The organism is Spirulina sp. LEGE 11439 (assembly GCF_059821285.1).
The window spans coordinates 1-13,484 of the sequence record NZ_JCAMRX010000069.1; the positions used below are offsets into that span (position 1 = coordinate 1).

The window sequence follows — 13,484 nt, forward strand, 5'->3', positions numbered from 1 at the left end:
GCTCGTATTAAACTTAAAAAACTTTATCCTTCAATTCAAACTTGACAGACCACTAGGATGAAGGTTTGGAAATTATCTCCCGGTTTTTTCCTTTTCTGCGCTTTCCGAGTAGCGCGAATCGTGTTGGGAGTCGTGTTTTTTTGCTTTTGACCAAACCAGCGAGATAAGAATTTCATCGGGAGAAGCTAAAGAATGAGTGTAAGAAGTGCGATCGTCTACAAAGTCGGAATTGAGCAAAAACTCGACTTGAAAAATATAGTAGAGTGAGGAATATCATTTTTTCTATCTACTCATCAATCAATAAATCCGTAAAAATGCCCAATTTTCGGCATCACGAGAGATAGTTCTCAGTAAAAATCCGTAATATTTCGTAACAATTATCTGGTCAAACTTTCAATTTCAAGAGATTCAACATAGTGAGATAGGTACGATCGCTTTGCTGAGAAGAAGATTTCAAAATGGATCTTGTTCGTCTTCTCGTTCCCTGCGCCACTGCGATCGCGTCAAGCGAATCTCTTCATAGCTATACTCGTCTCCCAAAATATCTCGAATGGGAGTCAAGGCTCGATCGCCGACTTTTTCGATCGCGGTAATAATAATTTTTTGTCGTTGAGGAGAAACGAGGCGATCGAGGTCGATCGGCTGTCGCATTTCAATTAATTCGCTTAAATGAGAGGCAATAGTACTAGAACGCAAACCTCGTTCTCGAGCAATTTCTGCTAAGTTTAATCCCTGTTGATACAATCCCAGGGTTGTCATTTGCGTATCGGAGGCAACAGGAATCGGCGGTTTGTGTTCTTGGCAAAACTCGCGAATTTCTGAGATAAAGCGATCGCCATAGCGTTCTAATTTCTGCGCCCCCACTCCCGGAACTTGGGCAAAATCTTCTCGGTTTTGCGGGCATTGACGAGCCATCACGCGCAAGCTGGAATCGGCAAAAATGATATAAGGGGCAACAGATTGAGCATCGGCGAGGTGTTTTCGTAATAAGCGCAGGCGATCGAATAATAATTCTGCCTCAATCTGTCGAGGATTGGCTTCTGTTGCCGTTTTTGTCTTCGTTTTTTGCGGAACGGCGATGTTCACCGATCGCTGTTTTTTAAGAACTTCCCAACTCTTTTTATTTAATTTTAAAACGCGGTAGCCGTCGGTCGTTTCGTTTAATAGCCCTTGATGTAGCAGCGATCGTGCAAGGTGTTTCCATTGCTCTACACTTCTATCTTTACCGATCCCGTAAGTCGAAAGTAAATGATGTCCGTAATCCAAAACCTTTTTTTTTCTCGACCCTCTCAGCACATCAATAATATGAACCATACCAAATTTTTGTTGACAGCGATACAAGCAAGAAAGAAATTTTTGTGTTTCAATCGTCCAATCTTCAATTGGTTGGGGATTGCGGCAATTATCGCAGTTTTCGCAGTTTCCTGAAAATTGTTCTCCAAAGTAACGTAATTGAATCGTGCGGCGGCATTCCGTACCTTCTACATAGTCTACAATTTGACTCAATTGCTGTCTGGCAAGACGCTGTTCATTCTCATCGGATTTTTGCTCGATGAGATAATCAATGCGAGGTTTATCTCCCGGACTGTAGAAAAGAATGCAGTTTGCCGGTTCTCCATCTCGTCCTGCCCGTCCCGATTCTTGATAGTATCCTTCTAAATTTCGCGGCAAGTCATAGTGAAAAACAAAACGCACGTCGGGTTTATTAATTCCCATACCAAAAGCAACAGTTGCGACAATAACTTGTACATCGTCTCGGATAAAACGGTTTTGATTTTGGCTTCTCTTTTGAGACTCCATTCCTGCATGATAGGGAAGGGCAGAAATGCCATCTTTTTCTAATCGCAGAGCAATCTCATCTACTCGGCGGCGACTCAAACAATAAATGATTCCCGATGCTCCTTTTTGAGCGCGAATGGCTTGTAAAAGTTGATTGTAACTTTGACGGCTTTTACGTTTGATTTCATAATATAAATTAGGGCGATTAAAACTTGCAATATAAATACGCGGACTATTAAGAGCGAGTTGCGTGCAAATATCCTCGCGAACTCGCTTCGTTGCTGTTGCCGTAAACGCGAAAACAGGAATTTCCTCATAGCGGTGGCGCAAGAATTGCAGTTGGCGATATTCCGGACGAAAATCGTGACCCCACGCCGAGACGCAATGCGCTTCATCCACTGCAAAAGCAGAAATTCCTACCCGCGATCGCACGCTTTCTAAAAAGGGTAAAAACGACTCGCTCAACAATCTTTCTGGGGCAATATAAAGTAGCTTTATTCTCCCTCGGAGGATTTCCCGTTCTCGCGATCGCACTTCTTCCCATTCCAAGCTACTATTGAGAAATGTCGCCCCAATTCCATTGTTTAACAAGGTGTCTACCTGATCTTGCATCAGTGCGATGAGGGGAGAGACAACGACTGTTAAACCCGATTTGAGCAAAGCTGGCAATTGAAAGCAAAGGGATTTTCCTCCCCCTGTAGGCATAACGGCCAATAAATCTCGATTTTGCAAGGCTTCCTCAATAATTTGGCGTTGCCCCGGTCGAAAGGTATCGTAACCGAAGTATTGTTTGAGATAAGTTTCGAGGGTATTTGGTTGATACATGATTACTTGTTTTGACCCATCATTGCATTATGGAGCATGAAGAAGCAAGACACCAAAGAGAAACAGAGAAGCAAAAAAGAGAGAAGGAGAAGAAGGGAGCAAAAGAGAAATGCGTTCTTACCCTTTACCCTTTGCCCATTATCCCTTAATCAAGATTATTATGAGTTCTCATCAATTGTTACTGAAATATGCTCTGAGATATCCTCTATTAATGTTTTTGACAGTGATTTTGGGATTTTCTGGGGCAATCTTTAATGGAGTCAGTACGGCATTAATCGTTCCGCTTTTATTAGGGTTCTTAGGGCAGGACACCGGACTCCTTGAAAAAGGACCCATGCTTCTCCGAAAAAGCATGGCTTTTTTCGAGCAGTTTCCGGGAGATTTCAAATTTGCAGCTATGCTCGGTACCGTTTTACTCGCAATTATTTTCAAAAATTTAGCCATTTATTTAACAGGTATTGTTGCTAATTATTTTTTGCGGTCTCTTGCTCTCGAGATGCGTCTTGCTGGGATAAAAATATTATTAGACATCGATCTGGATTTTTACAGCAAAATTGAAAGTGGCAATCTTATTAATATCCTCAATCAAGAGATGGGACGAACGATTCAAGCGATAAAGGTTGCCATTACAATAATAACCAATGTCATTACAATTTTGGCTTTTCTCTGGATTTTGTTGACTTTATCTTGGCAGTTAACGATAATTTCTACTCTCTTATTACTGGGTGTCACTTTAAGCAATCAGTATTTAATTAATCGCTCTAAAGGATATGGTAAAATCCTCTCGAAAAAATCCGGTCAGTACACAAAAAGACTGATGGAAATATTATCGGGAATGCGTGTGATTAAAACAGCAAGTACGGAAGACGAAGAATATGAAAACCTAGAGGTTTTTATTAGACAACGAGAAGAAGCCGATCTAAAATCCCAAGCAAGTTTTGCGATAATTTCCCCACTTAATGAATGTTTGGGAATTATCACTGTCTTAGCAATTGTCATTATTGGTCGTTATCTTTTTAGCGAACAATTGCAATCGGTTTCAACTATTTTGTTGATTTATTTAGTCACTTTATTTCGCTTAATTCCTTTTGTCGGTCAGTTAAATAATAGTCGGAGTAAATTTTCTAATACAGCCCCTAGTGCAGAAATTGTCGCCAATTTTTTACGGTTAGATGATAAACCCTTCATGGAAAATGGCGATCGCAACTACAAAATTCTACAACAAGGGATTCGTTTTTCAGGGGTTGATTTTGCTTATCCCGGTCATTCAGAGTTGGTGTTAAAAAAAATCGATCTCTGGATTCCCAAAGGAAAAACAGTGGCTTTAGTCGGGTCTTCTGGGGCAGGAAAATCGACATTAGCAGATCTAATTCCGAGGTATTACGATCCGGTTGCCGGACAAATTACTCTAGATGGTATCGACCTGAAAGAATTCAAGCTCTACGATTTAAGAAAATCTTTGGGGGTCGTCAGTCAAGATACTTTTATGTTTGATAATACCATTCGCTACAATATTGCTTACGGACGAGAAAATGCGACAGAAGAAGAAATTATTACTGCGACAAAACAAGCCAATGCTTATGAATTTATTATGGATTTACCCCAAGGATTCAAGACTCAGATTGGCGATCGCGGAGTCATGCTTTCTGGGGGTCAACGACAGAGAATTGCGATCGCGCGAGGATTATTAAGAAATCCAGATATTCTCATTCTCGATGAAGCAACAAGTGCTTTAGATACGATATCCGAACGATTAGTTCAAGAAGCCATTGATGAATTGTGTCGCGATCGCACGACGATTGTGATTGCTCACCGTCTTTCGACAATTCAACAAGCATCTAAAATTGTGGTTATGGAACGTGGGAGAATTGTTGAAGAAGGTTCTCACGAGGAATTGCTCGCACTTGACGGTCAATATGCCAAACTTTACGATCTGCAATTTGGCAAGAAGAAAAAGACGCAAAATGTTATTTTACCCACCAATGAAGCCCTCATTCGCGCTTCTATTCGCGCGTCGCACGAACTGCGATCGCGTCTTTCTTATAAAGTCCGCACTCAACTCAATGCCATGTTAGGTTCTTTGCAATTAGTAACAGACGATCTCGCCGATACCCCAGAAGAAACCCAAGAATTACTAGAAGAATCCTATGCTTCTGCCTTGGAACTGCTGAAAACACTGTCATTTTTTGATGACCAGCAGAAAATAAACCTCTCGAAATAATACCCACACCACCGATGCAAAAATGAAAAAATATTATCTTTTCTTTGTGGGAGAAACGCTCCCCAAACCGGAAGCTCATTTGGTTCAAGTCGCTCATTCTGCCAATGCTGCAGCAAATTTAGGTTATCCTGCAGTTCTCGTTCATTTTCAAAAAGACTGGCAATTTTTAAATCCTTGGCCTCATTTATTTTCCTTTCAACCCCGAACCGTTGATGAAGCCTTGCGAAAGTATTATAATCTCCAAAATCGACTTCAATTACTCCCTTTGCCCATTCCTCCGTTTAGCGATCGCGTTAAAGGAAAATGGGCGAATTCCAATACCATTGCTTGTAAATATTACTTACCTTTTCAATTACGCCGTCAGACAGGATTAGTTCACTCGCGAGATTGGAATTTCATTAAAGCTGCCGTTAAAAATGGCATTCCAGCTATCTACGAAAAACATCATCTTGAAAAAAAGGCATACGAACCAGAAATTGTTAATAGTGCTTTCTTTAAAGTTGCTGTTACCATGGCCGATCGCGTCTTGGAAAATTTACTGGAAAATGGCATGCCGGAGGAGAAAGTCATTAAACTCCACAATGGCTATAACCAGTCTTTCTTCGAGAGAAAACCGGAAGCTGCGATCGCGTGGCGCAAGGATTTATTAGGAGAAAAATATCGCTATTTAGCAACTTATGCAGGAGCATTAGAAACTTTTAAAGGGATCGATCTCTTGTTAGAAATTGCCCCGACTCAACCGGATGTTTTATTTGCTCTTGCCGGGGGATCTGAGGCTCGCATTCGAGCATATCAAGCCAAAATTCAAGAACAACAGATTAACAATGTTATACTCTTGGGTTTCTTGCCACAAGAACGCTTGGCGAGTTTATTACAAGCCTCAGACGCTCTACTTTATCCTCATTTATCCGGACAAGCCGCCAATTGGACTTCGCCTTTAAAATTATTTGACTATATTGCGGCTGGAAAACCCATTGTTTCAACCCGTATTTTTTCTTTGCAAGAATTTGTTTCTTCTCCTTTAATTTCAGCTTGGTGCGAACCCGATCGCCCCGATCGCTTCTCGCAAGCATTGCGACAAACTTTAGAAAAATATCCTCAATGGGAGATCGAATCAATTCATCCCCCCGAATTAATCAAAGAATATTCTTGGGAAAATCGTATTACTAAAATATTACAACGAATTGAATCTCCAGAAGGAATCCACGAGTGGTTCAAGTAAAAGAACCACAACAAGAATGAGATGGAGTCGCTTGCTCGTTACATATCTAAGCTGTTACCGAATTTTCTGCCATCTCCTCCCGTTCGATTCCCGGTAATTCCAAACAATAACCTGCCCCATAAACAGTTTTGATAAACTTGGGATGGCGAGGATCGGGTTCGAGTTTCGTTCTCAAGTGGCGAATGTGAACGCGAATGGTTTCAATATCATCATCGGGATCGTAGCCCCAAACTTCCTTGAGAATTTCGCTAGGAGAAACCGTTTGGCCGTGGCGTTGTAATAAACAGTGCAGCAGTTCAAATTCCAAATGCGTTAACTTTACAGTTCGATCGAACCAGTTGGCCTCAAAGCGTTCGGGAATGAGGGTTAGCGGTCCGTAACTGAGAATTTCTGAATGTTTGGCCGCTTGAGGAATGCGATCGGTGCGCCGCAATAGAGCGCGAACTCTAGCCAGCATTTCTTCGAGTTCAAAAGGCTTTGTCATGTAATCATCAGCACCAGCATTAAATCCACCCACCTTATCGGCGGTTTGATCCAGTGCTGTGAGCATGAGAACGGGAATATCCGCCGTGCGATCGTCTCGTCGCAATCGTTGGCAGACCGTAAAGCCGTCAACTTTGGGCAGCATTAAATCCAACATAATTAAATCTGGCTGCAGTTGCACGGCTAGTGCTTGACCTTTGATACCATCACTAGCCAGATTCACATCGTATCCAGCCATCTCTAAGTTGATGGAGACCAATTCTGAAATTGCGGGATCGTCGTCAATGACCAGTATTCGAGGCATGGCTAGAGAATTAGGGTTATCGGATAATTTTAAAATCTGTTGCGGTTTAATAAGAACTGCACGCAGAAAGTAAAGTTTTCTGTATTGATTATAAGTATAAGGGGTAATTTCACCTTCTTTCCTCTCTCCATCGCAGTTTTTTGACCGAGTTTCAGAAATTCACCCTGTTATTTTATGCTTTCTTAACAAAAGATCGTTGGAGAATGCCCGCTATGGAATTGGCGATTCCTTATCATCCGACTTGGTATTTAAAGCACGGATTAATACAAACCCTTTTTACCACCTATACTTATGGGCAAATTTGGACAAAACTGGGGGAGCGATCGCCGTGGCTGCGAAAATTGCCCCCCATCCCTTGGCAGGAACATTGCTTTGTGGGGTTTCAAGATGTTCCCTTATGGGGATTGTGGAGTTGTCCGCCTCATGCTATAGGTACGATGATAATTACCTATGGCATTACAGGAGATTTAAAAACAGCATGGTATGCTCGTACACTTGCCCGTAAAGCCTACGTCCGAGGTTGGGCGGTTTTAGTTTACGATTGGCGATCGCATGGTAAAAGCGCAGAACTCTCTCCCGTTCCGTCTTCCGATGGTTGGCACGAAGGATTTGATTTAGTCAAACTCGCCGAACAGTTGGTGCAGTTGGGTTGTCCGCCTCGTGTCGCCTTAACGGGTTTTTCCTTGGGAGGGCAGCTTTCCTTGTGGGGTTTAAAAGCAGCCCGGGAAGAGAAATGTTCTTATATTCGGACTGCTGCGGTTTTATCCCCCAACTTAGAAAGCGATCGCTCCTTAACTCATTTGGTGCAAAGTCCCATCGGGCGCATCATCGAAGGGGTTTTAGCGCGGGAATTACGCCAAGCGGCCGAATTGCGGGGCGATCGCTTTCCCCAGAGTGTTAAACCAGAAGCAATCGAGCGAGTTGATTCGATTCGGGCTTTCGATCGCGAAATGGTTATCGACTACTATGGCTTTAAAACCGTTAAAGATTATTATTATCAAACGAGCGGTCTTTACTTATTAGAGCAATTAGAACGTCCTTATCTCTTGGTTTACGCTGCCGAAGATCCTTTATTCGATCCCACCTTAGTTCCAGAAATTCAAAAACGCACGAGCCAAAATCCCCATGCTCATCTTCTCTTAACCTCCCAAGGCGGTCACGTTTCCCATATTTCCACGCCAACAACTCAAGAAGATGAATTTTGGGGCTTAAACCGACTCCTCGAATTTTGTGAGGAAAATCTTCACTGATAACTGAATGTACGGACGTTAAATTTAACATCCCTACCGATCGCTGATAACTGCTAACTGCCTCCATGCCCGATCTTTTATGGCTCGATCGCATCAAACCCTCCCAACGATCGCAAGTCGGGGAAAAAGCCTTTGTTTTGAGCCAATTGCTCCAACAAGGGTATCCCATTCCTCCCGGATTTGCGATCGCAACGACAACATGGCAGCAATTTTTAACGATTCCGGGAGAATCCAAGCCCATTTTGACAGATCTTTCTGATTCTTCTCTGCATATTGATGTCAATGACTATCGCGTCTTGCAACAACTGGCTCGCACGATTTGCCAAGATATCATCACAATCTCATTGCCCTCATCATGGCTCGATAAGTTCCTGCTTGCTGCTCGCAAACTTTCAACGCAAACCTTAATTTTGCGTCCTTCCTTAACGATTGCTTCAACCGTGGATTCTCCCTTACAAGGATTTTTGCGATCGCGAGCCTGTTGGTGCGAACCTCAGTCTTTTGAGAATGCCCTCAAACAGGTTTGGAGTGAACTATTCCGAGCCAAGAGTTTATTTTATTGGCAGCGTGCGGGTATCGAACTCGAACGCATTCAAATCGCGGTTTTAGTGCAACCTATCGGGGACGCGATCGCCTCGGGACGGGTATTGGCCAACCCCACTCAATGGCAAATTGAAGCAACGCGAGGACTGGGGCATACTTGGATGCGCGGGGAAGTACAACCGGAAACCTATGACATTAATCCCGCAACTGGCGAAATCCCAAAAAAGCATTCTGGTCGTCAAACGCGAATTTGTCAAATTGTTAAAGAATTTGTTTCCTCGTCATCCCATTGCCTAGAAAACCGCACGCTTCCAGAAGCAGAACAGGAAAACGATGTTTTAAATCCAGAAATACTCGCAGAGATCGTTGCGCTCACTCAAAAAATACAGTCGGAAAAACCCCCTCACTTTTCTTGGGAATGGGTCTTATCTCGAGGAGAAACGACTCAGCAATTGTATTTGGTGCAGTGGAATGAAGAACGGGAATTTGTTTCCCGTCCGAGGGCATTATCTCCCTCTGCAACTCCCGTTGCGCTTCCTGTTGTTACGGGAGTCAGTGCTTCCCCCGGACAAGCGATCGCGCCCGTGCGCGTGTTGGTTTCTCGCGATAACGTGCATTCGAAAATCCCCGATGGGGAAATATTAGTCGCAAAAACCTTAGAAGCCTATTGGTTTCCCCTACTCGAACAAGCGGCGGGATTAGTCCTCGAACAAGGCAATCTCACCAGTCACGGCGCGATTTTAGCGCGAGAATTGAATATCCCTGCATTGGTGGGAGCGATCGACGCAACACAATTACTGGAAACCGGCGAATCCGTTCTCCTTGATGGAACCCAAGGGAAAATTTATTTGGCAGAAAACGAAAACCGTCACCCGTCACCTGTCATCCGTCACCCGTCACCCGTCATCCGTCACCCGTTATCAGGTCGAGAAGGAGAACTTCCTCTGATTGCGACGCAGGTACTAGTGAATCTCAGTCAACCCAGTTCTTTTGAACGTGCTTCTCGTCTTCCGGTGGATGGGGTGGGTTTACTGCGTTCTGAGTTAATGATGTTGGGGTTATTGCAGTCTCAGTCCTTAACGTGGTGGTTGCATCATCGACAAGAATTAATTGCTGAATTAGTCAGACATTTGTATCGGTTGGCAGAAGTTTTTGCGCCGCGTCCGGTTTTTTATCGTTCGACAGATTGGCGATCGCCAGAATGTCCGCCTTTACCAGAATCGCCTGAAATCGCTCTCAATCCTTCTCTTGGAATCCGAGGAACTCATACTTATCGTCTCAATTCCGCTCTCTTTGAGATAGAACTGGCCGCCTTACAACAAGTGCGAGAAAAATGGAGCAATATAAATCTCATTTTGCCTTTTGTTCGTGGTGTTGAGGAATTTGTCGCCGCCCGCAAACAAGTGGAAGCGGTTGGACTTTTGCAAGGATCGTCTTTTCAACTGTGGATAATGCTAGAAGTTCCTTCGGCGATCTTTTTGCTGTCGGACTATGTGGAGGCTGGGGTGCAAGGCATTGCGATCGGGACGAACGATCTGATTCAACTCTTATTGGGAACCGATCGCGAACATTCCCAACTCGAGCAGTTTTATAATGAATCTCATCCTGCCGTAGCGATCGCTCTGGAAACGTTAATCCGTGGAGCGCGAAAAGCAGGAATTCCTTGTTCCTTATGCGGTCAAGCTGCAGTCCGCTCTCCCGACCTCATCGATCGCCTCATTGAATGGGGCATTACTGCTATTTCAGTAGAACCAGAAGCCGTCAATTCCACCTATAGAGCGATCGCTCGGGCAGAACGGCGCTTATTACTCGAAGGAAAACGCCTTGAACAATGAACAATTATCAATGAAGAAATTGCACTCATTCCCGATACACTACTCCTGATTTCCCTTTTTGCATTATCCTACAATAGAGGAATGCTCGATTCGTTTGCGATAGCATCTCGACACAATTTCCTCGATCGCGACTATTGCTGTTCAGAAAACGGTGGTCAATCCAAAGTTATGAGTGAAGTCAATAAGAATCAACCCACACCAGAAGAAAACTCGGGCCGCGAATCTTCTTTTGATGACTCTTTTTCCACCGACTCTTTTACCACAGGCGGTAATGAGATACCTTCTGCCAAAGAAGGATTGGGTGAATCGCAAGCTGCACGAGTTTTCGAGCAACTTCCCTCTTCAGAAGAAATTTTTACCAATAATCCCCATACCGTGAACGAGGCCGATTGGTTTACGCTGGCACGGAAATTACGCCAGCGCAATCGCGAATTACTCAAAAAGGTGGCAACCTTAGAGCAGGCACTCACGGAAACCCGAGAAGACTTGGAAACCGAACGACGGCGATCGCGTCAAAATTCTCTCCCCTCATCCAAACCCGATCCGGAACTATTCGAGGCACAAGCTCAGGTCGAATTGTTATTTCAAGAGTTGGAAGCTTCCCACCATGTCGCCCAACGCCAGCATTCTCTCATTGAAACCCTCACCTCTCAGTTAGAAGTTGCCCAAACTCATATCGTCCAGTTGGAACGCGAATGCGCCCTCGTGCGACAGCGCTATGAAGAACAATCTCAACTTCTCGTACAAGCTTCGGATAACTCTCAACAGTTGCGCGATCGCCTCAACCGCCAAAAACAACACACCCAGCAATTTAAATCGGTTTTGGACAAGTATTTGAGTTTGCCTCCTGCTGCTCCTGAAGTCAAAACAATGGCAGAGTCTGAGAATTTTTCGCAATTTTCCCTCGGAGATCCTCGTTCTCTTGGAGTCGTTTCGCCAACGCGATCGCCAGAAATGCTTCCCGCCGCGCCACCTACTCCCCCACCGCATAATTTATCGGGTTCTCAGAAACCCAAACCCATTCAACCGTGGTCGTTACAATTTAGAAATCAGCAATCGGAAATTGGAGAGCCGCCGAGTTGGGTCAAGCGCACGATGAGCAGACCTCCACGAGAACCAGAAGAGCGAGAGTTTTCTCAAGCCGTACCGGAAACAACAGCTTCGAGTTCTCCAACTCCTCCTCAATATTCCCATCAACCGCCGACTATTGGCTTGAATGTCTCTCTCCCGGATTTTCGCAAGGGAAAAAGCGATCGCGCCCATCGCTCGGCGATCGCACATTTCCCAACCCCTACACCTTCACCTGCTCCTACCCTTCAGCCTCGTTCCCAGAAAAAACTCAAGTCTTTAGCCTCTGTGGATCTGCCCAGTTTTCCAAGATTGCGTTAATAGGGAACGCGCATCGAACCAGTCACCAGTCACCAGTTAGAAAACAGGAAATAATTAATAACTATTTTTCTGATTCCATTTCTCTGCTTTTATTTAAGGTGATTAATTCGCGATGGTGAATGGTATTGATGGCGGCTTCCCATGTGAAACTAAAGGACTGAAACGACTCGGGGGTGATGCGATCTAAATCGAGATCTTCGACCACTTTACGGAAAATAGCAAATAATTGCGATCGCAAACTGTGAAGTTGTTCGAGATCTTCAATGTTTTGAGCCGCTTCGGTCAGTTTTAAGATTTGCAAATTGTATTTATCGGCACGATTTTTTTGTTTTTGGAAGAGTACCGATCGCAAAGAAAAAATTGCAGAAAATAATAAAGTTAAGAGAGAAAGCATAAACGCGAAGAGTTCGGCATTTTCAGTTAAAAAACTCGGCTTTTCTCGCTCGAAATAACTCCTTGCCCCGCGATGTAAAGGCAGCCCGACATTACTGCCAACATGGGGAGGCTTGATGGCGGCAGCTCTGGGTTCTAATTTAACTAAATCATGTCGGTATTCATAGAGAATCTCTGTAATTTCGCGCACGATTTCCGGTTTGATGGCTTTATGAGTTAATAATGTAGCTTGTACGCCCACCATATCGAGATCGCGATCGGGAATGGGGGGCAATGCTTGATAAATTCCTTTGGGAATCACTCCCTCATCCAAATAAGGAATGAGGATTTTCATGGCAGCCGCTTGCTCGATAGCAATGAGATTTCCTGCTGTTTTTTGCAATAATTTTCGCGTCCACATATTGCCGACGGGTTGAACGCGAAAAATTGCATCCATATTATTAGGATGAAACTCTTTTAAAGCATCTTCTGGGGTGATTTCGATAATCTGAAAGTCTCGTTTTGTTAGGTTATAATGTCGAGCAACTGTCCAAAACGCATCGTAAGAACCACTTCCCTCGGGCATGAGGGCAATACGCTTACCTTTTAAGTCGGCAATGGTTTGAATTTGAGAAGGTTTTGTGGCCAGAAGATGAAAGAGTTCGGCATATAAAATACTAATGGCTCGAGCGGCAGGAAAGGTCGGAGTATCGCTTTGTGCGATCGCCAGTTGCACTTCTCCAGACTCGAGCAATTTCATATTCTCTCGAGAGCCATTCGTTTGGATAACGTGAATGTCAATTTTGGGTTGATGTTGGGCAATAGTTTGCGCGATCGCCACGCCAAACGGATAATAGGCTCCTGTGGCGGAACCCGTTGCGAGGGTTAGGGTAATAACTCGTCGGCGATCGCGAATAAATGCCCCCAAAGAAACCAAAAAAATCAGGGTACTCGATAGCGCGATCGCAACAAAGATTTTCCGGTCGATCATGAACCCGATATCTGATGGGATATTCCCATTGCAAACAAATTAAGCGGTAACCAGTTTGATATTACCCCTTCGCACGGCGTGATGTGTGAATTACATCGCGCGATCTCGCGATCTTGATGAATAGTTGAAAGTGCATTCAGACAAGATTTTTATCGATCTCTGTCGGGAAATCTCGCGATCGAATTTTTTCAGTGATGTGAGGGATGTCACGTAACATAATTCTACTTATCCCAGAAAAATCCTCGAACTGGGGGAGTTCGAGGATTGTTT

Annotated in this window: 9 protein-coding genes; 5 read left to right on the plus strand and 4 right to left on the minus strand. The window is 44.1% G+C overall.

All coding sequences use genetic code 11. The features are described 5' to 3' along the window. Positions 1-72 precede the first annotated feature (72 nt). Complete coding sequence (locus AC6RV6_RS27100; protein ID WP_500244014.1) at positions 73-237, minus strand: hypothetical protein; 165 nt, start codon at positions 235-237, stop codon at positions 73-75. Between the two features lie 216 nt (positions 238-453). Next, positions 454-2,604 (minus strand): DNA helicase RecQ, encoded by a 2,151-nt coding sequence (gene recQ / locus AC6RV6_RS27105; RefSeq protein ID WP_500244015.1) that lies wholly within the window; start codon positions 2,602-2,604, stop codon positions 454-456. Positions 2,605-2,713: 109 nt separating this feature from the next. On the opposite strand from recQ, the gene AC6RV6_RS27110 reads away from it, so the two are divergent. Further along, entirely contained in the window at positions 2,714-4,825 is a 2,112-nt protein-coding gene (locus tag AC6RV6_RS27110) for an ABC transporter ATP-binding protein (RefSeq protein ID WP_500244016.1), read from the plus strand. 22 nt (positions 4,826-4,847) lie between these two features. After that, the gene (locus tag AC6RV6_RS27115) at positions 4,848-6,047 is read left to right on the plus strand and encodes a glycosyltransferase (RefSeq protein WP_500244017.1); all 1,200 of its coding nucleotides are present in this window, start codon (positions 4,848-4,850) and stop codon (positions 6,045-6,047) included. Positions 6,048-6,093: 46 nt separating this feature from the next. Here AC6RV6_RS27115 and rpaA read toward each other — a convergent pair whose 3' ends face one another. Further along, entirely contained in the window at positions 6,094-6,834 is a 741-nt protein-coding gene (gene rpaA, locus AC6RV6_RS27120) for a two component system response regulator RpaA (RefSeq protein WP_500244018.1), read from the minus strand. 212 nt (positions 6,835-7,046) lie between these two features. Between rpaA and AC6RV6_RS27125 the strand changes: the two genes are divergently transcribed. The 3 genes from AC6RV6_RS27125 (at position 7,047) to AC6RV6_RS27135 (ending at position 11,851) form a co-directional block, all read left to right on the plus strand. After that, positions 7,047-8,084: a YheT family hydrolase gene (locus tag AC6RV6_RS27125; RefSeq protein WP_500244019.1), complete on the plus strand. Its 1,038-nt coding sequence runs from the start codon at positions 7,047-7,049 to the stop codon at positions 8,082-8,084. Positions 8,085-8,149: 65 nt separating this feature from the next. Beyond that, positions 8,150-10,462 carry a putative PEP-binding protein gene (locus AC6RV6_RS27130; protein WP_500244020.1) on the plus strand — a complete coding sequence of 771 codons (2,313 nt, stop codon included), beginning with the start codon at positions 8,150-8,152 and terminating at the stop codon, positions 10,460-10,462. An 81-nt stretch (positions 10,463-10,543) separates the two neighbouring features. Beyond that, positions 10,544-11,851 carry a hypothetical protein gene (locus AC6RV6_RS27135; RefSeq protein WP_500244021.1) on the plus strand — a complete coding sequence of 436 codons (1,308 nt, stop codon included), beginning with the start codon at positions 10,544-10,546 and terminating at the stop codon, positions 11,849-11,851. A 61-nt stretch (positions 11,852-11,912) separates the two neighbouring features. Here AC6RV6_RS27135 and AC6RV6_RS27140 read toward each other — a convergent pair whose 3' ends face one another. After that, the gene (locus tag AC6RV6_RS27140) at positions 11,913-13,214 is read right to left on the minus strand and encodes a TAXI family TRAP transporter solute-binding subunit (RefSeq protein ID WP_500244022.1); all 1,302 of its coding nucleotides are present in this window, start codon (positions 13,212-13,214) and stop codon (positions 11,913-11,915) included. Between the last annotated feature and the right edge of the window lie 270 nt (positions 13,215-13,484).

Bases quoted from the DNA above. Each gene is read 5' to 3' on its own strand.
- recQ (WP_500244015.1), bottom strand. From the start codon at position 2,604: ATGTATCAACCAAATACCCTCGAAACTTATCTCAAACAATACTTCGGT.
- AC6RV6_RS27110 (WP_500244016.1), top strand. From the start codon at position 2,714: ATGCGTTCTTACCCTTTACCCTTTGCCCATTATCCCTTAATCAAGATT.
- AC6RV6_RS27115 (WP_500244017.1), top strand. From the start codon at position 4,848: ATGAAAAAATATTATCTTTTCTTTGTGGGAGAAACGCTCCCCAAACCG.
- rpaA (WP_500244018.1), bottom strand. From the start codon at position 6,834: ATGCCTCGAATACTGGTCATTGACGACGATCCCGCAATTTCAGAATTG.
- AC6RV6_RS27125 (WP_500244019.1), top strand. From the start codon at position 7,047: ATGGAATTGGCGATTCCTTATCATCCGACTTGGTATTTAAAGCACGGA.
- AC6RV6_RS27130 (WP_500244020.1), top strand. From the start codon at position 8,150: ATGCCCGATCTTTTATGGCTCGATCGCATCAAACCCTCCCAACGATCG.
- AC6RV6_RS27135 (WP_500244021.1), top strand. From the start codon at position 10,544: ATGCTCGATTCGTTTGCGATAGCATCTCGACACAATTTCCTCGATCGC.
- AC6RV6_RS27140 (WP_500244022.1), bottom strand. From the start codon at position 13,214: ATGATCGACCGGAAAATCTTTGTTGCGATCGCGCTATCGAGTACCCTG.